The organism is Streptomyces sp. YS415, assembly GCF_023544665.1.
Lineage (GTDB): Bacteria > Actinomycetota > Actinomycetes > Streptomycetales > Streptomycetaceae > Streptomyces.
In genome coordinates this window covers 61,498-83,003 of record NZ_JAMJFL010000003.1, presented here as the reverse complement: position 1 = coordinate 83,003, position 21,506 = coordinate 61,498, and the positions used below count along the sequence as shown (strand labels likewise).

Annotated in this window: 17 protein-coding genes and 1 pseudogene; 6 read left to right on the top strand and 12 right to left on the bottom strand. The window is 71.8% G+C overall.

Going from position 1 to position 21,506, the window contains the following annotated elements; translation table 11 throughout:
* Positions 1–27: 27 nt before the first annotated feature.
* Positions 28–1,767, bottom strand: a complete 1,740-nt coding sequence (locus M8H82_RS05145) for a fatty acyl-AMP ligase (RefSeq protein WP_250071212.1) — start codon at positions 1,765–1,767, stop codon at positions 28–30.
* A 570-nt stretch (positions 1,768–2,337) separates the two neighbouring features.
* On the opposite strand from M8H82_RS05145, the gene M8H82_RS05140 reads away from it, so the two are divergent.
* Together M8H82_RS05140 and M8H82_RS05135 are read left to right on the top strand one after the other, a co-directional pair.
* On the top strand, positions 2,338–3,441 hold the full coding sequence (locus tag M8H82_RS05140; protein ID WP_250071211.1) for a hydrolase: 1,104 nt from the start codon (positions 2,338–2,340) through the stop codon (positions 3,439–3,441).
* Positions 3,442–3,585: 144 nt separating this feature from the next.
* Positions 3,586–3,954 (top strand): nuclear transport factor 2 family protein, encoded by a 369-nt coding sequence (locus tag M8H82_RS05135; protein WP_374211626.1) that lies wholly within the window; start codon positions 3,586–3,588, stop codon positions 3,952–3,954.
* On the opposite strand, the pseudogene M8H82_RS05130 reads toward M8H82_RS05135, so the two are convergent.
* The 3 genes and pseudogenes from M8H82_RS05130 to M8H82_RS05120 form a co-directional block, all read right to left on the bottom strand.
* Positions 3,946–4,266 (bottom strand): annotated as a pseudogene (locus M8H82_RS05130) (hypothetical protein); the annotation flags it as partial. The gene M8H82_RS05135 and the pseudogene M8H82_RS05130 sit on opposite strands and share 9 nt — an antisense overlap.
* A complete protein-coding gene (locus tag M8H82_RS05125) occupies positions 4,263–4,991 on the bottom strand; it encodes an SDR family NAD(P)-dependent oxidoreductase (RefSeq protein ID WP_250071209.1) in 729 nt (242 codons plus the stop codon). The pseudogene M8H82_RS05130 and the gene M8H82_RS05125, both read right to left, overlap by 4 nt.
* A gap of 26 nt (positions 4,992–5,017) precedes the next feature.
* Positions 5,018–5,464 carry a nuclear transport factor 2 family protein gene (locus M8H82_RS05120; RefSeq protein ID WP_250071208.1) on the bottom strand — a complete coding sequence of 149 codons (447 nt, stop codon included), beginning with the start codon at positions 5,462–5,464 and terminating at the stop codon, positions 5,018–5,020.
* A gap of 174 nt (positions 5,465–5,638) precedes the next feature.
* On the opposite strand from M8H82_RS05120, the gene fabG reads away from it, so the two are divergent.
* The 3 genes from fabG to M8H82_RS05105 all read left to right on the top strand — a co-directional run bounded on the left by fabG (position 5,639) and on the right by M8H82_RS05105 (position 8,567).
* Positions 5,639–6,424: a 3-oxoacyl-ACP reductase FabG gene (fabG, locus tag M8H82_RS05115; RefSeq protein ID WP_250071207.1), complete on the top strand. Its 786-nt coding sequence runs from the start codon at positions 5,639–5,641 to the stop codon at positions 6,422–6,424.
* Between the two features lie 45 nt (positions 6,425–6,469).
* Complete coding sequence (locus M8H82_RS05110) at positions 6,470–7,408, top strand: aromatase/cyclase (protein WP_250071206.1); 939 nt, start codon at positions 6,470–6,472, stop codon at positions 7,406–7,408.
* Between the two features lie 151 nt (positions 7,409–7,559).
* Positions 7,560–8,567 (top strand): glycosyl hydrolase, encoded by a 1,008-nt coding sequence (locus M8H82_RS05105; protein ID WP_250071205.1) that lies wholly within the window; start codon positions 7,560–7,562, stop codon positions 8,565–8,567.
* Between the two features lie 9 nt (positions 8,568–8,576).
* Here M8H82_RS05105 and M8H82_RS05100 read toward each other — a convergent pair whose 3' ends face one another.
* From M8H82_RS05100 to M8H82_RS05070, 7 genes are all read right to left on the bottom strand, one after another.
* Positions 8,577–9,254: an alpha/beta fold hydrolase gene (locus M8H82_RS05100; RefSeq protein ID WP_250071204.1), complete on the bottom strand. Its 678-nt coding sequence runs from the start codon at positions 9,252–9,254 to the stop codon at positions 8,577–8,579.
* 56 nt (positions 9,255–9,310) lie between these two features.
* A complete protein-coding gene (locus tag M8H82_RS05095) occupies positions 9,311–11,854 on the bottom strand; it encodes a carbohydrate binding domain-containing protein (protein ID WP_250071203.1) in 2,544 nt (847 codons plus the stop codon).
* Between the two features lie 190 nt (positions 11,855–12,044).
* Positions 12,045–13,052 (bottom strand): LacI family DNA-binding transcriptional regulator, encoded by a 1,008-nt coding sequence (locus M8H82_RS05090; protein ID WP_250071202.1) that lies wholly within the window; start codon positions 13,050–13,052, stop codon positions 12,045–12,047.
* A gap of 40 nt (positions 13,053–13,092) precedes the next feature.
* Positions 13,093–15,567, bottom strand: coding sequence for a glycoside hydrolase family 2 protein (locus tag M8H82_RS05085; RefSeq protein WP_250071201.1), 2,475 nt, complete (start codon positions 15,565–15,567; stop codon positions 13,093–13,095).
* 46 nt (positions 15,568–15,613) lie between these two features.
* The gene (locus tag M8H82_RS05080) at positions 15,614–16,462 is read right to left on the bottom strand and encodes a carbohydrate ABC transporter permease (protein ID WP_250071200.1); all 849 of its coding nucleotides are present in this window, start codon (positions 16,460–16,462) and stop codon (positions 15,614–15,616) included.
* On the bottom strand, positions 16,459–17,424 hold the full coding sequence (locus M8H82_RS05075; protein ID WP_250071199.1) for a carbohydrate ABC transporter permease: 966 nt from the start codon (positions 17,422–17,424) through the stop codon (positions 16,459–16,461). Before M8H82_RS05075 ends, M8H82_RS05080 begins: the two co-directional genes overlap by 4 nt.
* Positions 17,425–17,552: 128 nt before the next feature.
* Complete coding sequence (locus tag M8H82_RS05070; protein ID WP_250071198.1) at positions 17,553–18,866, bottom strand: ABC transporter substrate-binding protein; 1,314 nt, start codon at positions 18,864–18,866, stop codon at positions 17,553–17,555.
* A gap of 313 nt (positions 18,867–19,179) precedes the next feature.
* Here M8H82_RS05070 and M8H82_RS05065 point away from each other — a divergent pair, with 313 nt between their 5' ends.
* Entirely contained in the window at positions 19,180–20,184 is a 1,005-nt protein-coding gene (locus M8H82_RS05065; protein WP_250071197.1) for an ROK family protein, read from the top strand.
* Here the strand turns inward: M8H82_RS05065 and M8H82_RS05060 are convergent.
* Positions 20,136–21,467: a class I SAM-dependent RNA methyltransferase gene (locus M8H82_RS05060; protein WP_250071196.1), complete on the bottom strand. Its 1,332-nt coding sequence runs from the start codon at positions 21,465–21,467 to the stop codon at positions 20,136–20,138. The genes M8H82_RS05065 and M8H82_RS05060 overlap by 49 nt on opposite strands.
* Between the last annotated feature and the right edge of the window lie 39 nt (positions 21,468–21,506).

Sequence of the window (21,506 nt, the reverse complement as noted above, 5' to 3'; positions counted from 1 at the left end):
TGGTCCGGTGAGCACCCGGACAAGGTCTCAACTCGGACTCGAGTCGGCCTGGAACGCCGGTACACGCGGATACAACGGCCGGATCCCGCCGCTCCGCAGCAGCCCGCGCATGGCCGAGCGCTGGAGCTTCCCACTGGTGGTGCGCCGTACCACGCCCGGCCGGACGAGCAGGATCACGGCGTCGGGGATGCCGAACTCCCCGTCGAGGTGGGTCTGTACGGACTCGGCGAGCGACGGCAGTTCGCCGTCGAGGACGCCGTTCTCGCGCACTTCCTGGATCACGATGAGCCGATCGCGTTCCGGCCCCGTGGTGACGGCCGCGGTCACCCCGAACAAGGGGTTCAGGCCCTGGACCGAGGTCTCGATGTCCTCCGGCGCGACATCCACCCCGTTGACGACGACGCCTTCCTTGAGCCGCCCGATCACGAACAGCTCGCCGTGTTCATCCACGGCTCCCAGGTCGCCGCTACGCAAAAACGATCCGTCATGAGCCGACGTGATCGCCCCGAAGCTTTCCTCGGTCTCGGCACGGCGCCGCCAGTAGCCCGGCGCGACACTCTCGCCGCGGACCCAGATCTCGCCCACCCGCCCCGGCTCGAGCACCTGCCGGTTCTCCGGGTCGACGATCCGTACCTCCACTCCGCGCGGCCGTCCGACCCCGATCAGGGTCCGGCTGCGGGAGCCGTTTCCCGGTGCGGTCATCCGGCCGGCGGCGAGCGCGGCGGGATCCACCGCGCGCCGCACGGGGCGCCGCCCCGGGGTGCCGCCCGTCACCAGCAGGGTCGCCTCGGCGAGCCCGTACGCCGGGTAGAACGCCTCGGGCCGGAAGCCGGCCGGGGCGAACCGCTCCGCGAAGGCGGCCATGGTGGCCTCCCGCACGGGTTCGGCGCCGTTGACGGCGACCTGCCAGGAGGACAGATCGAGCCGGGCGACCTCCTCGTCCGTCGCCGTCCGCGCGCACATGTCGTACGCGTAGTCGGGGCCGCCGGACACGGTCACGCCGTACGTCTGGATCATCCGCAGCCAGCTGAGCGGCCGTACCGCGAAGGTCGTGGCGGGCATGAGCACGCCTCGGGCGCCGAGGTGGAGCGGGTGCAGCAACTGCCCCACCAGGCCCATGTCGTGGTACGGCGGCAGCCAGCCGCCGATCACCGAGCCCTCGTCCGTGCCGAGCGCCCGGGCGATGGCCTCCTGTCCGGCCAGCAGATTCCGCTGGCTGATCACGACGCCCTTCACCTGGGTCACGGACCCGGAGGTGTACTGGATGAGGGCGGTGTCGTCGTCGTGCGACACCGTCGGCCGCCAGTCGCCCGGGTCCGGCAGGGCCGCCCGGTCCGCCGCGAGGCAGACCAGGTCGCTGCCCGCGAAGAGCCGGGACAGCTCCGCCGCCACCGCGGAGTCGGCGAGGGCCAGGCCCACGTCGGCGTCCTTGGCGATGGCGGTCAGCCGGCGGACATTGCGCCCGCCGTCCAGCGGGGACGGACAGGGCACTGCGGTGGCTCCGGCGTAGAAGCAGCCGAGCAGCGCGGCGATCTGGAGCGGGCCCTCGCAGTGCGGCAGCAGGACACGCTGCCCCACCCCGCCCCGCGACTGGACCCAGGCCGCCAACTGTCTTGCCTGGCGGTCGAGTTCGCCGTAGGTCAGAGTCCGGGCCGGTGAACCCAGCCCTCGTCGGCCGGGCGGCTCGGTGCCGACGAAGCCGAAGGCCTCACGGCTGGGATCCGCCGCCTCGAGGCGGCGAAGTAATGCGCCAAGAAAACCACCCATTTCGAACCGCCCCCGTTCGACTCAATGGCGCGAAGCTAACGGCCGATGCTCGAGAAACGCATGACCTCGCCTCAACACCCAGACGGGTGTCGGCTGCCTGAGACCGCATCATAACGAGGGAAGATGCCCTCGCGGTACGGGTAATTCATGACGTGTTGAGGAATCGATCCGGTCGGATCCTGTCCGCGATTCCAGACCGCACCCGCGCTGAACTTGGCAAGTATCGCTCGGAGTCCAGCCGTCCGGATCCGAACGGAGCGGCCAAATACGCGACTTCGCCGCGATTGAGCGTCCTTTCGATCTCCACCGGCGGGCCGGGGAGGTTCAAGAACCTGCCGAGGCGCGCTTCAGCGCGGACCCCGGCGGACCTCGCCCGATGCCGCGAACCGCGTTCGGGATACGGGTCATTGTCCGTTCAATTGCCTTGAATAACAGTCAAGTTGTGGCGTGCAGGAAGTGACGGTCCGCCTTCTTCCCGGTCCGTGTTCTCGAGGCCGTCGCGAGGACGACCGGGCACCCTCGCCGCGGGCCCGTCGTCCCGTCCGTCCCCGCCGTGAGGAGGTAGCGCCCATGTCCGGCTCGTTGCCCACCCCCACCGGCCCGTCCGGCGACGTGCGCAAGGCCGCCGATCTCGCCGGCCGGCACGCGGCGGACGCCGACCTCGCCCGGCGGCTGCCCGGCGAGGTGGTGGACGCCCTGGTCGCGGCGGGTTTCGCGCGCCACTTCGTGCCGGTCCGCTGGGGCGGGCGGGCCGGCGGTGTCGAGGAGCTGCTGGACGCCGTGGCCACGGTGGGCGAGGGCTGCACCTCGGCCGCCTGGATCGCCACCGTCACCTCCGGCGCCGCCCGGATGGGCGCCTGTCTGCCGGAGGAGGGACAGGGCGAACTGTGGTCCGGGGGCGCCGACACCCTCGTCGTGGGAGCGCTCAACCCGACCGGACGGGCGCGTCCCGTCATCGGCGGCTGGCGGCTCACCGGACAGTGGCCGCTGGTCAGCGGCGTGGACTTCGCCGACTGGTCGCTGGTGTGCGCGTCGGCACCGGCCGGCGAGCGGGAGACCGCCCTGTTCCTCGCCGTGCCGCGCCGCGACTACCGGGTCGCGGACACCTGGTTCAACGTCGGCATGCGGGCGACGGGCAGCAACACGCTGATCGCCGAGGACGTCTTCGTCCCCGCGCACCGGTCCGTCCCCCGCGACGACATCCGGCAGGGCCGGGCCGTCGGCTCCGTCGCGAGGTGCCACACCGCCCCGCTGCGGGCCATCAGCGGACCGCTGTTCGCCGCCCCGGCGCTGGGTGCGGCGCGCGCGGCCGTACGGGCCTGGTCGGCGCGGATGGCGGCCCGGCCCGGTCCGGCCGTACCGGGCGTACTGGCCCGCGCCGAGGCCGACATCGAGGGCGCGGCCCTGCTGCTGCGCCGGGTGGCACGCACGGCCGACGAGGGCGCCGCCGGCGAGAGCGAGCGGACCGGGGCGCCACGGGACTGCGCCCTGGCAGCGGACCACCTCGTCGACGCGGTGGAACGCCTCTTCCGCTCGGCCGGCTCCGGCGCCCAGGCGCAGGACGACCCGCTCCAGCGCGTCTGGCGCGATGTGCACTGCGTGGCCGCCCATACCGCCCTGCGCTTCGACACCGCGGGCCACGCCCACGGCGGCCGGCTGCCGGGAACCGCGTGACGCGGGTTCCGCCGCTCCATCCCCCACCGAGAAAGGCTGACCGAGTTGCACTCAGAGACCGCTCCGCCCCCGACCGGGACGTCGGCCCCGGCGTTCGCCGACGCCGGCCTCTACACGGAGATCACCCAGTTCTACGCCTGGCACATGGCACTGATGGACGACCGTGAGCCGGACGCCTGGGCCGACGCCTACACCGAGGACGCCGTGTTCGAGGAACCGGGGCGCACCGAGGCGATCCGCGGCCGGGAGGCGATCCGGGCCGCCATCACCCGGCGCGCGGCGGAACTCGCCGAGGCGGGCGTCGTCATGCGGCACTGGACGAGCAATCTGATGGTCACCCCGCTGCCGGACGGCACCCTGCGCGCCCAGTACTACTCACTGGTGATGCGGGCCCCACGGGGGCAGCGGCCGGACATCTTCGCGCACGTGGTCTGCCGGGACGTGCTGGTCCGGAAGGGCGGCCGCTGGTTCATCCGCCACCGGCACCTCGGCGTCGACGCCTTGGAGCACTGAATCCGCCGCGGCGAGCGAGACCAGCGTCGCCGGGCGCAGCACGCGCCGCTGGCCGTACTGGTCCACCAGCCGGGAGACCTGCGGCCCGGCCACCGCCGCGGCCGGCGCGATGGTGGCCGACAGCGCGCCGGCCAGGCCGTAGCGCCCAGTCAGCTGGGACACCATCGTCACCACGCCGATGCCCGTCATCGACAGGGGCATCCGGCCGAGGAAGCCCGCGGCGGAGAAGCCCCTGGAGCCGGGGGCGGCGACCCCGGCAGCGCTGCCGGGGCCTCTCGGCGTGCCTCCGCCGCGTCCTCCCGCGCCGCTCAGAGGTTGTGGACGCCGCCGTCCACCAGCAGCACCACACCGGTGGAGTACGCGGCCTCGGCCAGCGTCAGCACCGCCTGTGCGACGTCCTCGGGGGTGCCGATCCGGCGCAGCGGGGCGCCCGCGGTGACGGCCTCGCGAGGGCCGGTGAAGTCGGCGGTCCAGGGGGTGTCGATCAGGCCGGGGGCCACCGCGTTGACCCGGACGTCGGGACCGGCGACGTTGGCCAGCAGCCGCGTCAGATGGTTGATCGCCGCTTTACTGACGGCGTACGGGATCGAACTGCCGGTCGGCTTCACCCCGGCGATCGACGAGATGTTGACGATGGCTCCGCCGCCGTCGGCCTTCAGGTGCGGCATCGCCGCCACGCTCATCTGCCAGGTGCCGACCACGTTGACGTCCAGGATCTCCCGCCACACCGCCGGTGAGGCCGCGGCGAGGTCGGCGTGCGGGATGAGCCGGGTGGCGCCCGCGTTGTTGACCAGCAGGTCGAGCCGGCCGAGCCGCTCCACCACCGTGTCCACGATCCGCGCCGCCTGCTCCTCCACCGCGATGTCGCCCTGCACGTAGACGGCACCGGGCAGCGAGTCGGCGAGCTCCTTGCCCTCCTTGGACGAGTTGCGGGAGTTGACCGCGACCCGGTAGCCCGCGGCTGCCAGGGTCTTCGCGGTCGCCTCGCCGATCCCGGACGTCGAACCGGTCACCAGGGCGACCCGCTGCGTCGACATGGGTGTGCCTCCTTCGGGCGTACGGATCAGGTGGTGCCGTCGTGGGTGACGCGCCGGTACCGGACGAGCCAGCCGCCCTCGTGGCGGACCAGGGAGTCCTCGGCGTAGGTGCTCGCCGTGATCTGCGGCCGGCCGCCGCGCTCGGTGGCCATGGAGAAGGCGTAGTAACGGGTGCGTACGACGCCCTGCTCGTCACGCGGATCCACTTCGAGCATGCCGAGCCAGTGGCGGCGGGTGATGCCCTCGGCGACGATCTGGTCCACCCGCTTCTGCGCGGCCACGGCGATGGTCGCGCGGCCGGTCAGCGGTCCGGCGACGTTCTGGTCGAAGACGCCGTCCTCGGTGAACGTGTCCGCCCATTCCTCGACGGCGCCGTGGTCGAGCAGCCGCATCTGCCGGGCGTAGAACTGCTGGATCTGCTGGAAGAGGCTGCCGTCGGGAGCCTGATCGGGCACGGCCGCGACTTCGGTCATCGAGTGCTTCTCCTCGTGGTCGGCTGCGCGGAGGCCCTCCGCGTCCGGGCCGAGGGTGCCAGCGCGCTCTCAAGGTGAACTCGACTCATCGCACAGCAGGTGCGACGACCCTTCCCCCCGACGTGAGTCGTCACGGTGGCGGCCGGCCCGAAGGCCCCATCAACAGGAGGATGTATGTCGGAGCAGGAGTCACGCACCGCCGTGGTGACCGGCGCGACCAGCGGGATCGGCCTCGCCACCACCCGGCTGCTGGCACAGGGGGGACACCGGGTCTTCATCTGCGCCCGTACCGAGGACAGTGTGCTGCGTACGGTGAAGGAGCTGCGCGAGGAAGGCCTCGACGTCGACGGCGCGCCGTGCGACGTGCGGTCCACGGAGGACATCCGGCGGTTCGTCGGCGCCGCCGTCGACCGGTACGGCACGGTCGACGTCCTGGTCAACAACGCCGGCCGCAGCGGGGGCGGGGTCACCGCGGACATCACCGACGAGCTGTGGCTGGACGTCATCGGCACCAACCTCAACAGCGTGTTCCTGATGACCCGTGAGGTGCTGAACACCGGCGGGCTGCGGCACAAGGACTGGGGCCGCATCGTCAACATCGCCTCCACCGCCGGGAAGCAGGGCGTGGTGCTCGGCGCCCCCTACTCGGCCTCCAAGCACGGGGTGGTCGGTTTCACCAAGGCCCTCGGCAACGAGCTGGCCCCGACCGGGATCACCGTCAACGCGGTCTGCCCCGGCTATGTGGAGACGCCCATGGCGCAGCGGGTGCGCTCGGGATACGCGGCCGCGTACGACACCAGCGAGGAGCAGGTCCTGGAGAAGTTCCGGGCGAAGATCCCGCTCGGCCGGTACTCCACCCCCGAGGAGGTCGCCGGGCTCGTGGGCTATCTGGTCACCGACGCCGCCTCCTCCATCACCGCGCAGGCGCTCAACGTCTGCGGCGGGCTCGGCAACTTCTGACCCCCTCCGGCGTCCTCGGACCCGTCGAAAGAGGTGACACCGATCATGACCGTGCGCGAGGTCGAGCACGAGATCACCGTCGAGGCTCCGGCCGCTGAGGTGTACCGGCTGATCGCCGAGGTGGAGAACTGGCCGCTGATCTTCCCGCCCTCCGTGCTGGTCGAGCGGGTGGAGCACACGGGGAACGAGGAGCGGATCCGGATCTGGGCCACCGCCAACGGCACCGCGAAGAACTGGACCTCCCGCCGGATCCTGGACCCCGAGGCGCTGACGATCAGCTTCCGTCAGGAGGTGTCGGCGCCGCCCGTCGCCGCGATGGGCGGCACCTGGATCGCCGAGGCCCTGTCGCCGGAGCGCACCCGGCTGCGGTTGCTGCACGACTACCGGGCCGTCGCCGACGACCCCGAGGGCCTGGAGTGGATCGACCGGGCCGTGGACCGCAACAGCCGCTCGGAGCTGGCCGCGCTGAAGACCAGCGTGGAGCTGGCCACCGGCGCGCCCGACCTCAGGCTGTCCTTCGAGGACAGCGTCGAGATCGACGGCTCGGCCAAGGACGTGTACGACTTCCTCAACGAGGCCGACCGGTGGCCCGAGCGGCTGCCGCACGTCGCCGCGGTGGACCTGCGCGAGGAGACCCCCGGCCTCCAGGTGCTGCGGATGGACACCCGGGCCAAGGACGGCTCGTCCCACACCACCGAGTCCGTGCGGGTGTGCTTCCCGCACCACCGCATCGTCTACAAGCAGACGACACTGCCCGCGCTGATGGCCCTGCACACCGGGTACTGGCAGCTATCCGAGGACGACCGGGGCGTCACGACCGCCACCTCCCAGCACACGGTGATCGTCGACACCGGGAACATCCACGCGATCCTGGGCCCGGACGCGGGCGTCCCCGAGGCCCGGGCGTTCCTGCGCAACGCGCTGGGCACCAACAGCCGGGCCACCCTGGGCCACGCCAAGGCGTATGCGGAAGCCAGGGCGTAAGGCAATTCCCGGCACAGCCGTTCAGGAAACGTTCAGTAAAACATTGCGCGGGCCGGTTGCGGAAAACGATTCGGCCCATTGACGACTGCCGCCGTGGCGGCCACCTTTGTGGCGAAACGAAATTCGTTCGACCACGAGAGCTGGTACGCCCATGAGAAGAATGCGGCGCTGCGTCACTTCCGTCCTCACGGCCGCAGCCGTCACGACGACAATCCTCGTCTGGCCCGCGGAGGAATCCGCGCAGGCATTTCCCGCGACACCCAAGCAGACCGTACTGAACTACCTCCGCGGCATCACGGGGAACTCCATCGTTTCCGGACAGCACAACAAGGAGCCCGCTTCCGCGCCCGGCCAGTACACGCAGCAGGTCAAGGACGTGACCGGGCAGTACCCCGGGCTGTGGGGCGGTGACCTGATGTTCAACGCCACCGACGTGGCCAACCGCCAGCGGGTGATCGACCAGGCGAAGACCGAGTGGGCGAACGGTTCCCTGGTCACGCTGACCTGGCATGTCTGCCCGCCGACCGGAGGGAGCAGCTGCGCGTTCGAGGGCGGCGTGAAGTCGAGCATATCCAACGCGCAATTCTCCCAGATCATCACCTCCGGGAGCGCCCTGAACAATGCCTGGAAACGGCGCCTCGACGAAGTCGTCCCCTACCTCCAGCAACTGAAGAACGCGGGTGTGCCCGTTCTCTTCCGGCCGCTGCACGAAATGAACGAATCATGGAACTGGTGGGGAAACCGGCCCGGGGCGAACGGCAGCGCACGCCTCTATCAGATCACCCGCGACTACCTCGCCGGCACGAAAGGGCTGGACAATCTGATCTGGGTGTGGAACGTGCAGGACAATCCCGCGGGCGGCTGGAGCACCTACTACCCGGGCAGCCAGTACGTGGATGTCGTCTCCCTGGACGTCTGGTACAAGAATCACCCCAGTTCCGCGGACTACCAGCAGATGCAGAGCATCGCGGGAACAAAGCCCATCGCCCTCGCCGAAATGGGCAAGGTGCCGAATTCCACCCTGCTGAACAGCCAGACGAAGTGGGCGTGGTTCATGATGTGGTCCGAGCAGCTGCGCGGGAACAACACCAACGCCGAGATCCAGGCGGCGTACTTCCACCCCAGGGTGCTGAACCAGGGTGAGGTCGTGCTGCCCTGACGGTGCCGGTCACAGCCAGCCGTGCAGAGCCTGCAGGAACCCGGCCGGATCGTCGCGGTGGACGGTGTGCCCGGCACCGTCCACCGTGCGGACGTGCCAGCCGCGGCGGCGCAGTGCCGCGGCCTGCGCCGGCGGGATCCGCTCGCTGGGACCGGCGAGCAGCACGAGCGAGGGGACGGCGGGGGCGCCCGGCAGGCCGGGCAGGTGCTGGAGCGCGGTGACCGACGCGGGGTCCCAGGTCGCGAGGGCCCGCAGCTCGGCGGTGATGTCGTCGTCGTGCCACCGGGGATGGGCGGCACGCAGCTCCCGCCAGGTGGCGTACTTGCCGGCCCGCAGGGCCTCCAGGTCCCGGGGCCGGGGCAGCCAGGCGGGGTCGCAGTGGACGGCGCGGGCGCAGCGCAGCGCCGGTACGGCGAGCAGCAGCGCGGCCGAGCCCAGGGAGTGACCGATGGCGAGGTCGGGCGCCCCGGGCAGGGTGTCGAGCAGGGCGGCGGCGAGTGCGGTGGGCGTGTAGCCGGGGGCGGGCCCGCTGGCTCCGTGGCCGGGCAGGTCCACGGCGACGACCCGGTAGCCGTGCCCGGCGATCGCCGGGGCGACCCGGGTCCAGGCCCGCGAGTCCGACATGATGCCGTGCACCAGGACGGCCGTGCGGGGCCCGTCGCCCCAGACCCGGGCCGCGAGCCTCACGGGACGCCGCCCGGACAGGACACGCGGGCCCGGTTCATGGGTCGCTCCTCAGGGGGTCAGTCGGTGGCGGTGATCGAGTCGACCCAGGCCGTGCCGGCCGCGCCGTTGAAGTAGAAGGACAGCTGGCTGACGCGGCTGAGGTCGAGCGGGCCCTTCGTCGCCCACGGGGGGTTGGTGAACTCCGCGAGCGGCAGGTCGATGCGGGTGCCGTCGGTGTCGGTGAGCGGCACGGTCGTCTCCCAGTAGATGCCGGCCGCCACGAACTGGACCGTCAGGCTCTGGTCCGCGCTGCCGTCCGAGCGGGCCCACAGGCGCAGGGTGCGGGCGCCTCCCCAGTCCTGGGGCGCCGGCAGGGAGCGGATGATGCCCGCGTAGCCGGGGGTGCCGGGGTCGTAGGCGGCGCGCAGCGCACTGCCCTGTCCGTCGGCGTGCTCAGCGTCGAGGGAGACGGTGACCGGGCCGCCTCCCGGGTTGCGGACGTAGGCGGCGGACAGCGCCGCGCCGTCCTGGTAGCCCTCGAAGTCGTCGACGGTCAGCGCTCCGGTGGTGAAACGGGTGGGGGCGCCGTCGGCGGTGCGGGTTCCGGCGCCGTTCACCGCGGTGACCCGCAGGTAGTAGGTGGTGCTGGGCCGGAGGTTGACGGGCGGACGGTAGCTCGTGGTGCGCAGCCCGGCGACGTCGACGACCGGGTCGGAGAGGTCCGCGTGCGTCGAGAGGGTCACCGCGTAGTGCGCGGCGCCCTCGGCGGCCGTCCAGGTCAGCGGGTCCGTGACGGACACCCCGGTCGCGCCGTCCTCCGGGCTCTGCCGGAAGGTGCCCGGTGCCGTGGTCGCGGCGGACGCCGCCTCCTCGGCGAGGGTGACGCCGGTCAGCGGCGCCGGACGGGACGAGGCAGCCCAGACCAGCCGGGCGCCGACCGCCTCACGCGGGGGCTCGATGCGCAGCACGGTGGTGCCGCGGGCCGTGGACACGGTGGGCTTCACCGGCGTCCAGGTCGTCCCGTCCCGGGTGATCTGCGCGGTGGGCAGACCTCGGTGCCCGTCCGTGGCGAAGTGCGCGGTGATCTCCTGCGGGCGTCGCGTCTTCCAGGCGATCTGCCCCTCCCGGCGGGCCCGGGGAGCGATCCGGACGCCGTCGCCGTCGGGGGTGCGGACCAGGCCGGCGCTGTGCGCGGCGGTCCCCGCCCAGCTCTGCAGCGGGTCCACCCGCACGTCCTGCTCGGGCCCGGCGTTCAGGGCGGCGGAGGTGGCGAGGGGACGTCCGGCCCGGTCGAGCGCCGTGACCCGGTACCAGGCGCGGGACTTGGGGGTGCTGGGGTCGAGCCAGGGGGCGTCGTTGTCGGTGACCGGGGTCCCGGTGAGCGTCGTCCACGGCCCGTCCTCGCCCCGCACGGACCGCTGGACGCGGTAGGCGTGGGCGCCGGCGGTGCCGCGCCAGGCGACCTCGTTGATCCCGGACCGCTTGGTGACGGCGGTGATCAGGGGCGGCGTGACGGGGACGGCGGGCAGCTGCCGCTCCCCCGCGACGATCTTTCCCAGCGCCGAGCTGGCGAGCACGTCGGCGCGCATCGCGGCCGTGTCGCCGGGGTGGTGCAGGGTGTATCCGTCGTCGTGCTGGACGTACCCGTGGTCGTCGGCGTGGCCGAACAGGGACCAGGAGAGCACTCCGCCGACGTCCGGGTCGTCGGCGAGGGTGAGCGCGTCGGCCGCGGTGAGGCTGTCGGAGCCGTGTTCACCGGCGAGGTAGACCTTGCCCCGGGCGGTGACGCGGGCCGCGTCCGCGGTCATCGCCGCGGCCGAGGTCGGGTAGTAGTGCACGTCGACGATGTCGACCTCGTCGGAGGCGAGGGCGGCGGCGTCGACACCCTGCTGCCGGCCGGCGGAGATGAGGTGCCGGGGCGCGAGGCCGCCGACGTAGGCGCCCATCTCGTCGACCCAGTCGCGGGTCATGTCGTTCAGCTCGTTGCCGAGCTCCCAGGACATGATCGTGGGGTCGTCCTTGTAGGCGAGGCCGGTGTACGGGTTGACGTGGTCGAGCACGTGGCGGACGTACTCCTTGTAGGCGGCCCTGGCCCGGGGGTCGGTGTAGAAGTCCTTCGGGTCCTTCAGGCCGAGCCACTTCGCCATCGTGGGGTAGCCGCCGTGGTAGTAGTCCCACTGGTCGGTGAGCGGGACGATCAGCCGCAGTCCGTGGGCGCGGGCCCGGTCGACGGCGTAGTCGATGGGCGCGAACGCGTCCTCGTTGAACGTGCCGGCGGCCGGCTGGATGCACTGCGGGCAGCCCAGCGAGGTGCCGAGCGTGTGGGAGCGGACGACGGTGGCGTTCATGGCGCGTGCCGTCTTCAACGCGTCGTCGATCCGGAAGTAGGTGGGGTGGTCGACGCCGCCCACGTTCTCGTCCAGGCCGAGCCAGTACAGGTTGGTGCCGGCGAAGCGGAACGGCTTGCCGTGCAGGGTCAGCGTGCTTCCGTCGCGCTGGACGAACGCGTCGGCGCTCCGGCCGCCCGGACCGGCACTCGCGCTGGACGAGGCGGCGGCGGCGACGAGGACGGCGCTCACGGTGAGGAGGGAGGCGAACGCTCTTCGGCGGTGTCGGGGCATGGCTGACCTGCCTTTCGGCTCAAGAGGAGACAGCGAGGGGAGACAGCGAGGGAAGACGGCGCGGGAAGACGGCGCGGGAAGACGGCGCGGGAAGAAGGCGGGGAAAGAAGGCGGGGGACGAACGGGGCGGAGGGCGGCCCGGGGCGAGGCAGGTGCGCCCCGGCCGGGCCGCCGGTCCAGGAGTGCCGCGTCAGTCGGCGTCCCGCGGCGGCGCGCTGCTGCCGCGGGGCAGCAGCACCGGGGTCGCGGCCGGGCCGGACGAGGGGTTGCGCCGGTGGACGACGTCGAACAGCCGGCGGGTGACGTCGGCGCCGAAGCCGAACACGTCGTGGCTCATGGCCGACAGGTTGGGATGGGTCAGCTGGCACAGCTGGGAGTCGTCCCAGGCGATCAGGCTGACGTCCTTCGGCACGCTCAGGCCCATCTCGGCGACCACGGAAAGACCCGCGACGGCCATGATGTCGTTGTCGTAGATGATCGCCGTGGGCCGCTCCCGGGAGGCGAGCAGCGACCGGGTGGCCCGGGCGCCCTGCTCGCCGGAGTAGTCGGTGGTGAGGCTGCGGGCCGGTTCCAGGCCCAGTTCCGCCACCATCGCGTTCAGCGCGGCGGTACGGATCATGGTGTGGCCGAGCGCCGGGTGGCCGCCCACCCGGGCGATGCGCCGGTGCCCGAGGGCGGCGAGGTAGCGCACCGCCTCGTGCACCGCGGTCTCGTCGTCGGTCCACACCGAGGTGAAGTCGCCCGTCAGGGACGGGTGTCCGACGGCGACGGCGGGCAGTCCGATCGTCGCCAGTTCGGTGATCCGCGGGTCGTTCTGCTGGATGTCGACCAGGATCGACCCGGCGATCCGGCGGGACTGCCACCACTGGCGGTGGACGGCGATCTCCTGGGCGGTGTCCCGCACGAGGTGCAGCAGCAGCGAGCAGCCCTGCTCCTCCAGCACGGACTCGGCGCCGGAGATGAACTCCATGTAGAAGGGCTCCAGGCCGAGTTGCCGCGCGGGCCGGGCGATGACCAGGCCGACGGTGTCGCCCGCGCCGGTCGCCGAACCGGACAGCTTGATCGCTGCCTGGTTCGGCACCCAGCCCAGCTCGGCCACGGCGGCCATGATGCGCTCGCGGGTGGCCTCCGAAACCCCGGGGCGGTTGTTGAAGGCCAGGGACACCGCGCCCCGGGACACCCCGGCACGGGCCGCCACGTCCGAGATCGTGACGCGCCTCGGCCGGCGTGCCGCCCCCTCACTCACGGACGGCTCCCCCGGCGTTGACGCAGAACAGCGCCGCCCGGGCGGCCTCCACCGCGGGCCGGGCGCCGGTCACCCGCCACGTGGTGCTCTCGCCGGGCAGGAGCGTCACCCGCCCGTGGTCGGTGCGGGCGTCCGCGTCCAGCCGGTCGGCCTGGAGCAGCAGATCCCGTACGAGCGTGCCGGCCGTGACCGTGATCAGCGCCCCGTCCGCACCGTCCGCGTCCACCCGCACCTCGTAGGAGGCGTCGGGGTAGGCGAACTCGCGGTCCGGGCAGGCGAAGTGCATCGCGCGCAGCCCGTCGGCGTCGGCGACCAGGAACTCCCGACGGGCGTCGCCGAAGCGCGCGACCGCTTCCGGCAGCGGCTCCAGGGCCACCTCCCGTCCCGCCGCCTTCAGCGCGACCTCGGCGTGGGCCAGCACCGCCCCGTCCGCACCGATCCGGCGGACCGTCACGGTGGTGTCCCAGACCGCCGCGCCCTGATTGCAGCCCGCGAGCACCGGCTCGCCGTCGCGGTCCTGGATCGTCAGCAGCCGGTCGGCGTACAGGCGGCGCAGCTCGAACCAGAGGGGCTTGAGGCGGCCGTCGCCGTCGATCGCCGCCCAGGAGGTGACCGGCCAGCAGTCGTTGAGCTGCCACAGCACCGTGCCGGCGCAGCGCGGCCAGTGCGAGCGCCAGTGCTCGACGCCCGCGGCCACGGCCCGCGCCTGGTTGAGCTGGGTCAGGTAGTGCCAGCCGGCGAAGTCGGCGGGCTCGGTGAAGTGCGGGGCGAGGCCCCGGTTCAGCTTGCCGTTGCCGTCCTCCGCCTTCTGGTGGTGCAGCATGCCGGGCGAGTCCGCCGCCAACGGCCGTTCCGACAGGGCGCGTTCCAGCGTGGCGAGCGCGGGCGGCGCCTGCCAGCCGAACTCGGCGACGAAGCGCGGCACCGTGGTGAGGTAGTCGCTGTAGTCGCGGCGGTTCCACACCTCCCAGGAGTGCGCGGTGCCGTGGTCGGGATCGTTGGGCGTGTGGTCCCACGACCCCGACCAGGGGCTGCCCGCCCAGTACGGCCGGGTCGGGTCCGTCTGCGCCACGACGCGCGGCAACAGGCCGAGGTAGTAGCCCTCGCCCCAGGAGTCGCCGCCCAGGGCCGGCTCCCAGTCCCAGTCGGCGAAGCCCCACAGGTTCTCGTTGTTGCCGTTCCACAGGACCAGCGACGGGTGGGGCATCAGCCGGGCCACGTTCTCCCGGGCCTCGGCCTCGATCTCCGAGCGCAGCGGCTGCTCCTCGGGGTAGGCGGCGCACGCGAACAGGAAGTCCTGCCAGACCATCAGGCCCAGCTCGTCGCACACCTCGTAGAAGGCCCGGTCCTCGTAGATGCCGCCGCCCCACACCCGCACCAGGTCCACGCCCGCCTCCGCGGCCTGGGTGAGGCGGGTGCGGTAGCGGTCGGCGGTGACGCGGGCGGGGAAGACGTCGTCGGGGATCCAGTTCACTCCCCGGGCGAAGACCGGGGTGCCGTTGACGACCAGGGTGAAGGCGCTTCCGTGGGCGTCCGCCGAGGTGTCGAGCCCGATCGTGCGGAAGCCGATCCGGCGCTCCCAGGTGTCCAGTGGCCGGCCGCCGCCGGCATCGCTGAGGACGACGGTGCAGCCGTACAGCGGCTGCTCGCCGTAGCCGCGCGGCCACCACAGCCGCGCGTCCGGCACCCGCACCGTCACCGTCGCGGTGTCCTCCCCCGGGGCGACGGTGATCTCCGCGGACGCGTCCCCGACCGCCGCCACCAGCCGAAGGGCACGCCCGGTTCCGGTCGCCGTGCGGTCCAGGCCGACGACGATCTCGGCGACACCGGTGCCGTCCTCGGCGACGGTGACCAGCGGACGGACCGAGGCCAGCCGGGCCGTGGACCACTGCTCGATCCGCGCCTCGCGCCACACCCCGGCCGTCACCAGCGTGGGGCCCCAGTCCCAGCCGAACGAACAGGCCATCTTGCGTATGTAGTTGAAGGGTTCGGGATAGGAGTTGGGGCGCTCCCCCAGCGCGGCCCGCACCGCCTCGGCCTCGGTGTAGGCGGAGGTGAACGCGACGTCGAGCGGGGCGGGCCCGTCCGCCAGCAGCTCGGTGACGTCGTACCGGTAGGACCGGTGCATGTTGCGGGTACGGCCCAGCAGCCGGCCGCCCACCCGCACGGCGGCGACCGTGTCCAGTCCGTCGAAGACCAGGTCGGCGCGCTCGAACAACCTGTCCCGCGCGGGCAGTTCGGTCGCATACGTCCAGTCGGCGCGGCCCACCCACGCGGCCTCGTCCTCGTTGCGGTCGAGGTAGGGGTCGGCCAGCCATCCCGCCGCCATCAGGTCGGTGTGGACGCAGCCGGGGACCCGCGCCGGCACGGCGGTCCCGGCCAGCCCCGGGGGCGCCTGTTCGGGGGTGTGACGGTCGGTGTTCAGGCGCAGCGTCCAACCCTGGGACAGCGGGGTGCGGACCTTCATGCGGGACTCCTCGTGAGACGTGGTGCGGGCGCGGCGGGCGGGCGGGTCATTTGGTGGAACCGGCCGCGAAGCCGCTGTAGATGAAGCGCTGGAGCGCCAGGAAGACGATCAGGGTCGGCACGATCACCAGGATCGCGCCGGCGGAGATGGTCTCCCAATGGGCGCCGAAGGGGCCCTTGAACCGGAACAGGGCGGTGGAGATGGTGCCGAGCTCGGGGTCGGGCATGTAGAGGAAGGGCACGTAGAAGTCGTTGTAGACGGCGATGCCCTTGACGATGACGACGGTGGCCACGGCCGGCCGCAGCATCGGAAAGATGATCTTCCGGTAGATCGTCCAGTGGCTCGCCCCGTCGATGCGCGCCGCCTCGTCGACGGACATCGGGATGGAGCGGATGAACTGCAGGAAGATGTAGATCGAGACGATGTCGGTACCGGTGTAGAGCAGGATCGGGGCCCAGCGGGTGTTGAAGGCGCCCAGTTCGTCGATCACCTGGAAGGTGGCGACCTGGGTCGTGACGCCGGGGACCAGCGTGGCCAGCAGGAACAGGCCCATCACCAGCTTCTTCAGCCGGAACTGGAAGCGGTCGATGGCGTAGGCGGTCATCGAGCCGATCAGTACGGTCCCGACGGTGGAGACCACGAGGATCAGCGCGGTGTTGCCGAACGCCCTGAGCATCGCGCCCTGTTCGAAGGCGGTCACGTAGTTGGCGAAGTTGAACCAGTTGCCGGGTGGTGACAGCGGCCCGTCGTTCGCCACCTCCGACTGGGTCTTCAGCGACGTCAGCACGACGACGCCGAGCGGCACGACGACCACGGCCGAGGCCAGCACCAGGGAAAGGTACTTCAGGAAGACGGCGGTCCGGGACAGCGCGCTGCCGCGGGTGTCGGTGGTCACGAGAGCTCCACCCTCTCCTCGGGGATCAGCCGGCGCTGGACCCAGGTGATCAGCAGGATCAGGACCAGCAGGACGACGGCCGAGGCGGACGCCAGGCCGACCTTGTCGAACTGGAAGGCGAGTTTGACCGTCTGGATCACGAACGTCTCCGTGCCGTTGGCGCCGCCGGTCATGATGTAGGGGATCTCGAAGACGGCCAGGGAGCCGGAGACGGCGAGGACGAAGCTCAGGCTGATGATGGGCTTGATGCTCGGCGCGATGATGTGCCGGAACTGCTGCCAGCGGTTCGCGCCGTCCAGCTGCGCCGCCTCGTACAGGTGCGGCGGGATCGACTGGATGGCGCCCAGGAAGAGCACCATGTTCAGCCCCATGAAGCGCCACACCGACACCCCCGCCAGCGAGGGGTTGGCCAGATCCGCGTCGCCCAGCCACAGGTGCTCGCCGTCGACGCCGACCATGCGCAGCAGCGTGTCGAGTGTCCCGTCGGGCTGGAAGAAGTACAGGAACACGAAGCCGACGGCCACCCCGTTGATCAGGTAGGGGAAGAACAGCAGGCCCTTGAACAGGTTGCGGAACCGGGTGTTGAAGCTGAGGACCGTCGCGAAGTACAGGGCGAGGGCGATCTGCACGACAGAGGCCACCAGGTAGAAGCCGCTGACGAGGAACACCTCGAACCGGGCGGGCCGCGTGACCAGGTCGGTGTAGTTCTCCCCGCCCACGTAGGAGCGGGTGGGGCTGACACCGTCCCAGTCGGTGAAGCTGTAGCCGATCATGTCGGCCACCGGGAGGTAGGTGAACATCACCAGCAGCGTCAGCGGGGCGGCCAGGAAGAGCCAGGGGGTCAGGGCCGTGGCACGGCGGCGTCTGCCGGTGCCTGGCCGGCCGGCGCCGGGCTCGGGAGGCGGTGCGCTTCCCCGGCCGGTGGCGGGCGCCCCGGCGCGGGTCTTCTGGGCAGCGGTCATCTCATGGTTCCTCGTGGTGGGTTCCCGTTCGGGCCTGAGCGGCGGCGGCACGGCGAGCGGGGGGCGCGTGCCGTCCCGGTGCGGCCGGGACGGCCCTTCGCGGTGCTGCTCGCCGTACCGTGGTGCGGTCAGCCGCCGAGGGTCTGCTGCGCCTCGGACCACTTCCCGTTCAGCTCGTCGAAGTAGCTGTCCATGTCGCCGTCGGCGGCGCCCCGGGCGACGTCCACCAGCTTCTGCCGGTAGTCCTGGGCGGTGATGCCGATCTCGGACGCCTTGTCGATCTCGTTGACCTCGGCCCGCTTCTTCTGATGCTGCGGGATCAGGGTGACATCGTTGTCGGCGAAGTCCTTGAGGGTGTCCGGCAGCGGGGCGCCCTTCACGGAGGAGATGGATCCCTCGGCGGCGGCCTGGCCGGACTTGGTGATGTACCAGTCGATCCACGCCCGGGCGGCGGCCTTCCGGTCGGAGTGGACGTTGACCGCGTACTGGTAGTCAGGGCGCAGCACCGAGCAGAACTTCCCGTCCTTCTGCGCGGGGAACGGCATGAACCCGATGTCCTCGGGGTTCTCGCCGGCCGCCTCGGCCGCGGCCCTCATCTGGGAGATCGCCCAGGAGCCGAGCCACATCGACGCGACCTCGCCGGTGCCGATCTTGGACTTGGAGTCCTCCCAGTTGGTCGTGGTGGGGTCGGTCTCGGAAAGCTTCTTGTCGACGATCGTGTAGAGGAGCTTGTCGATCGTGTGCAGGTCCGATCCCTGGCTCCAGGGCTTCTCCGTCGCCGCCAGCGCGTCATAGGCGCCGGGGTCGCAGGTGGGGGAACCGACGGCGTTCGTCCAGTTGGTGAGCGGCCAGCCGTCCTTGTAGTTCGTGTAGTACGGGGTGACGCCGGTCTTCGCCTTGATCGTCTGGAGGTCCGCGATGAACTCCTCGGGCGTGGCGGGCCATTCGGTGATGCCGGCCTTCTTCCAGACCGCCTTGTTGTAGACGAACCCGTTGGCCACACCGATGTTGGCGAGGCCGTAGACCTGGCCGTCCACGGTGGCGTGGTCGGTGTAGTCGAACTTCGCCGACAGGTCCTCGGCCTTGCCCAGGGGGGCAAAGAAGGTGGGGTACTGCTCGACGGACAGGGAGTTCGGGATCAGCAGGACGTCACCGTACTTGTCGGTGTTCATCCGGATCTTGGTCTCGCCCTCGTAGTCGGTCAGCCCCTCGAACTTGACCTTCACGCCCGGGTACACCTTGCGGAACTCCGCGGCGTACTTCTTCAGGGTGCCGTCGGCTATCTGGTCCGTCCGATTGGTGAGGACCGTGATCTCGCCCGACACCTTCGCCGGATCGCTCGGCGGGGCGGCGATCTCGCCCTGCCCGCCGTCCTCCTGACCGCTACAGGCTGTGGCCGCCACCATGGTCGCAGCCACAAGAGCCACCCAACTTCTCCGCATCCCCGCCACCTCTCATCGCGAACTGTCGACGCCAGACCGGGGAGAACACCGCATCGACTGCGGGCACCCCGGTCCGATGAGCGCTCAACGTAGACGTAACGTCGCGGCAATGTCCATAGACCGGTCTAGATCGATTTCCCCCACCACAGAGCCTCTGATCAGCGATTTTACTAAACCATGACTAAATTCTCCCGGGCCGGGAAGCGCCGCCCGGCGGAGATGCGCGCAACGGTGGACATCGTTGTCAGAAACGTGCTCCGATATGGCGGCGTCCCACCCCCGCAAGCCACGACTCCCCGGGAGACCCATCACCATGAGTAGTCAGGAAAGTGCCGCCGCCGCCCCGGACGACGTCCTGATAGCCGCCCTCGACATCGGGGGGACCAAGATCGCGGGGGCGCTCGTCACCAGGGACGGGATCCTCGTGCACCGCGCGCGCCGCACCACCCCGGCCCAGGGTTCCGCGGACGCCCTCCTCGACGCGGTGCACCAGGTGGTGGACGCCCTGGCCGCCGACCCCCGGTGGGACGACGTCCGCGCCCTGGGCATCGGCAGCGCCGGCCCGGTCGACCTGGCGCACGGATCCGTCAGCCCCGTCAACATCCCCGCCTGGCGCGGCTTCCCGCTCGTCGCAGCGGTCGGCGCGCATCCGGCGCTCGCGCACCGGCCCGTCGTGCTGGCAGGCGATGCGGTGGCGATGGCCGCGGCCGAACACCGCCACGGTGCCGCGCGCGGCCACGGGGACGCGCTCTGCCTGGTGGTGTCCACGGGCGTGGGCGCCGGCCTGATCCTGGACGGCCGAGTCCGCCACGGCCTCACCGGCAACGCCGGTCACCTCGGGCACATCAGCGTCGACTTCGACGGCGACCCCTGCCCGTGCGGTGCACGCGGCTGCCTGGAAGGCATAGCCAGCGGTACGGCCATCACCCGCCACGCGCTCTCGCTCGGCTGGCGCCCGCCCGCGGCACCGGACGCCTCGGCGGTCGCGACCGCGGCCCGGGCCGGCGACCCGGCCGCCGTCGCCGCCTTCGACCGGGCGGCCCGCGCCCTGGCAGCCGGCATCGCGGCCACGGCCGCCCTGGTCGAGATCGACCTCGCGGTGATAGGCGGCGGCGTCGCCCAAGCGGGCGAGGTCCTCTTCTCCCCGCTCAACGGCCACCTGCGCCGCTACGCAGCCATGCCGTTCCTGCACCACCTGCACGCGGTCCCGGCCGAGTTGGGCCCGGACTCGGGCCTGGTGGGCGCGGCGGCCCTGGCGGAGACGGCAGCTCAGGAGCCCTTGGCCACCGGCTCAAGGATCGCCACGCACTCCACATGATGAGTCATCGGAAACAGATCGAACACCCGCAGCGTCCGCACCCGGTACCCCCCGTCCCGGAAGTACCCCAGGTCCCGCGCCAGCGCCGCCGGGTCGCAGGCCACGTAGGCGATGCGACGGGCGCCCAGGGACGACAGGTGAGCCACCGTCTTCCGGCCCGCGCCCGCCCGCGGCGGGTCCAGGACGATGAGGTCGACCTCCGTGATGCCCGTGCGCGGCAGCACGGCCTCGACCTTGCCCTGTTCGATCCGTACCCGGTCGAAGTGCGCGAGGTTGTGGCGGGCGTCCTCCACCGCACGCTTGCCGGACTCGATGCCGAGGACCGCGCCCTGGTCGCCGAGGCGGTCGGCGAGGGCGCCCGCGAAGAGGCCGACGCCGCAGTACAGGTCGAGCGCCATGTCGCCCTTGCGCGGCAGCAGCCCCTGCATCACCGCCGTGACCAGGGTGTCCGCCGCCTTCGGGTGGACCTGCCAGAAGCCGCCGCTGCCCACGCGGTGCGTCCGGCCGTCGGCCCGCTCCCGGACGAAGGCGCGGCCGTGGACGCGGTGCACGCCGCCGTCCTTCTCCTCGACCCGCATGACGGACACGGGCTTGTCGAGCTCGACGAGGGGCAGCCGGGCGCCCGGCCTGGGCTCCAGGATCACCATGCGGTCCTGGGAGCCGGTCGCCGCGATCGCCTCCACGGACGCCATCCCGGACCAGTCACGGTCCTCGATGCCCAGCTCGCTCACACCCTCGGCCGCGATCATGCAGTGCTCGATCGGCTCGACCTCGTGCGAGCGGTGCCGGCGCAGACCCGCCCGGCCCGTCTCGGCGTCCACCGCGTACTGCACGCGCGTGCGCCACTGCGGCACCTGCCCGGCCGGCACCTTGTCGCCCTCGGCGGGCATCACCGTGCCGTCCCAGCCGGCCTCCTCGGGCGTGAGCCCGGCGAGCCGCGCGAGCTGCTCCGTGACGACCTCGCCCTTGAGCCGCCGCTGCGCCCCCGGCTTGGCGTGCTGCCAGTCGCAGCCGCCGCAGCGGCCGGGGCCGGCGTACGGACAGGGCGCCTCGATGCGGTCCTTGGACGCGTCGAGCACCTCGACGGCGTCGGCGCGCAGGAAGCGGGCGCCCTCCTCACCCTCGGTGACCCGGGCGACCACCCGCTCCCCGGGCAGCGTGTGCCGGACGAAGAGGACCTGGCCCTCGTCGGTGCGGGCGATGCAGTGGCCGCCGTGGGCGACGGGGCCGACCTCGACCTCGTACTCCAGCCCCACCAGCGACTTCTTCGGTTCTGCCTGCATGGCGGGGTGACTCCAGATGCATAGAGGTTCGAGCCGGGA

What these genes read in the sequence shown, in the direction of transcription:
- M8H82_RS05145 (WP_250071212.1), bottom strand. Translation starts at nt 1,767, where the DNA reads ATGGGTGGTTTTCTTGGCGCATTACTTCGCCGCCTCGAGGCGGCGGAT.
- M8H82_RS05140 (WP_250071211.1), top strand. Translation starts at nt 2,338, where the DNA reads ATGTCCGGCTCGTTGCCCACCCCCACCGGCCCGTCCGGCGACGTGCGC.
- M8H82_RS05135 (WP_374211626.1), top strand. Translation starts at nt 3,586, where the DNA reads ATGGCACTGATGGACGACCGTGAGCCGGACGCCTGGGCCGACGCCTAC.
- M8H82_RS05125 (WP_250071209.1), bottom strand. Translation starts at nt 4,991, where the DNA reads ATGTCGACGCAGCGGGTCGCCCTGGTGACCGGTTCGACGTCCGGGATC.
- M8H82_RS05120 (WP_250071208.1), bottom strand. Translation starts at nt 5,464, where the DNA reads ATGACCGAAGTCGCGGCCGTGCCCGATCAGGCTCCCGACGGCAGCCTC.
- fabG (WP_250071207.1), top strand. Translation starts at nt 5,639, where the DNA reads ATGTCGGAGCAGGAGTCACGCACCGCCGTGGTGACCGGCGCGACCAGC.
- M8H82_RS05110 (WP_250071206.1), top strand. Translation starts at nt 6,470, where the DNA reads ATGACCGTGCGCGAGGTCGAGCACGAGATCACCGTCGAGGCTCCGGCC.
- M8H82_RS05105 (WP_250071205.1), top strand. Translation starts at nt 7,560, where the DNA reads ATGAGAAGAATGCGGCGCTGCGTCACTTCCGTCCTCACGGCCGCAGCC.
- M8H82_RS05095 (WP_250071203.1), bottom strand. Translation starts at nt 11,854, where the DNA reads ATGCCCCGACACCGCCGAAGAGCGTTCGCCTCCCTCCTCACCGTGAGC.
- M8H82_RS05085 (WP_250071201.1), bottom strand. Translation starts at nt 15,567, where the DNA reads ATGAAGGTCCGCACCCCGCTGTCCCAGGGTTGGACGCTGCGCCTGAAC.
- M8H82_RS05075 (WP_250071199.1), bottom strand. Translation starts at nt 17,424, where the DNA reads ATGACCGCTGCCCAGAAGACCCGCGCCGGGGCGCCCGCCACCGGCCGG.
- M8H82_RS05070 (WP_250071198.1), bottom strand. Translation starts at nt 18,866, where the DNA reads ATGCGGAGAAGTTGGGTGGCTCTTGTGGCTGCGACCATGGTGGCGGCC.
- M8H82_RS05065 (WP_250071197.1), top strand. Translation starts at nt 19,180, where the DNA reads ATGAGTAGTCAGGAAAGTGCCGCCGCCGCCCCGGACGACGTCCTGATA.
- M8H82_RS05060 (WP_250071196.1), bottom strand. Translation starts at nt 21,467, where the DNA reads ATGCAGGCAGAACCGAAGAAGTCGCTGGTGGGGCTGGAGTACGAGGTC.